1 pseudogene is annotated in these 256 nt (G+C 39.5%); it reads right to left on the bottom strand.

From position 1 onward, the window contains the following. Nucleotides 1-256: pseudogene (locus ACG9ZB_RS17555) on the bottom strand (Vi polysaccharide biosynthesis UDP-N-acetylglucosamine C-6 dehydrogenase TviB); the annotation flags it as partial.

The following is a 256-nucleotide window of genomic DNA, read 5'->3' as shown; positions in this document are numbered from 1 at the left end:
ATCAATCTGAGTGTGATATTCCTTGAGTTCATTGACGATATCTATGATGCGTGTATTACGAATATCTGGGCAGTTTTCTTTAAAGCTTAAACATAAAATTAAGACTTTGGCATCTTCTACTTGAATGCGTTTTTTCAGCATGGCTTTCACCAACTGAGTGACCACATAAGCGCCCCTACCATCATTTAAACGGCGACCCGCTAAAATAATTTCAGGGTTGTAGCCAATCGCTTGTGCTTTATGGGTTAGGTAGTAC

Source organism: Acinetobacter johnsonii (assembly GCF_048551975.1).
Lineage (GTDB): Bacteria > Pseudomonadota > Gammaproteobacteria > Pseudomonadales > Moraxellaceae > Acinetobacter > Acinetobacter johnsonii_A.
This window is presented reverse-complemented; position numbering and strand designations above follow the sequence as displayed.